Below are 1,392 nucleotides of genomic sequence, written 5' to 3'. Positions count from 1 at the left end.
TGCTCCAGTACTTTCTTCAACGCGTTCCGGTCGATGAGGGGGCCTGTAGTGACCCCTTCGGTGAAGCCGTCGCCGACCTTCGCTGGCGCCCATATGAGACTCAACATGGGCGGCACTCATGCCGCACGTATTGGCATGGCTGGTGTCGGACACGCTAACCAGTGCACATGGAAGATTCAATCTGCAGGCGCCATATCCGGAGGTCCATGAGGAAGGCACTCGAAAACAGGAACACGGACGCTAGCCGAGACGGACTTGTCGCAGGCGACTGCCAAGCATCCCTTGCCTTCGAGCACTGCCAGAAAGAGAGTTCCAAGCGTAGCTGCCGCTTCCCAACAGGGGGCTTGCAGAGCTTCGGACCTACGTCGCTGCACGGCGTTCGGGTCGGAGCCGCAGTGTGGCGCCGAGAGCTTCGGGCGCGCGGCCCGACCAGGCTCGTCCCGTGCTGTCTATGGTGAATGGGTGCGCCGTCATGTCTGGCTCCCCTCACCCGCCAGCCGTTCGCCGAGAACGGGATGGCTGGCAGCCAGCCAGCTTTGGTCGGAAATGCCTGACCGGCAGACCATCACCGCTGACACGACGCTTCAGCTTGAGAAGAGTCTCTAAGGCACCTCGGAACTGGTTGGAGGTTCCGGCTTTTTCGGCCGCAGGCTTCACTGATGATCCGTCGGATGGTGCCGTGCAGGCGGACTTTGGCGACCGGATCAAGCCAGAAAGAAGTCCTGACGGATATAGCTGAACGGCACGATATGGCGGCAGGCTTTTGACTGGAAGCCATAATGTTGCGCCAGCGCCAGCAGTGATCAGTTGCAGACTATGTGGCTGTCGCTAACTGTCGCCGGACAGGCGTTTCATGCGGCCGCAGAGGATTTTGATCGGCACCACGCCGATGCCAGCCATAGGCAATCGACAGCGCCGCCGACGAGCAGCGCGGTCACATCCATCATGACGCGCGCGCGATCTGGGCTGAGGCAGGCTATACAGGCGCCGACACGGTAGATGTTCCTACTTTCCGATAATGGCATCATTTCCTTCCTAGAGGTGAATACGCGCCTTCAGGTCGAGCATCCCGGAACGGAAGAGACGACCGGCGTCCACATCGTCATCGAGCAATCGCGGCGCATCGCAGACGGTCTGCCGCTGTCGGTGAAGAAAACACCCGCCCCGACGGCTGGGTTTTGTGCTGATTCAACATAGGCCAAAGGATGTTTGGCGATGAACGTAGTCTGCGAGACGATTGCGTCACCCCGTTCCAACATCGCGGGGCGTTCGAAGGGCCGTGGATCAGGCGGAATTGGCCGCCATCCCACACCTGACGAAGGTCGCGGCCAGCTCTGCACTGCCCCAGTCCAATGTCGCGGGTCTGGTCTCGTTGGCGATGTAGCCGGATCA

The 1,392-nt window shown here is 60.7% G+C and carries 1 pseudogene; it reads left to right on the top strand.

The features are described from left to right. Nucleotides 1-920: 920 nt before the first annotated feature. Nucleotides 921-1,167 (top strand): annotated as a pseudogene (locus tag CIT31_RS10270) (ATP-binding protein); the annotation flags it as partial. Nucleotides 1,168-1,392 lie beyond the last annotated feature (225 nt).

The organism is Mesorhizobium wenxiniae (assembly GCF_002284535.1).
In the GTDB taxonomy this organism is placed as follows: Bacteria; Pseudomonadota; Alphaproteobacteria; order Rhizobiales; family Rhizobiaceae; genus Mesorhizobium; species Mesorhizobium wenxiniae.
Note: the sequence above shows the minus strand (reverse complement) of the source record. Positions and strands in the feature narration are given on the sequence as shown.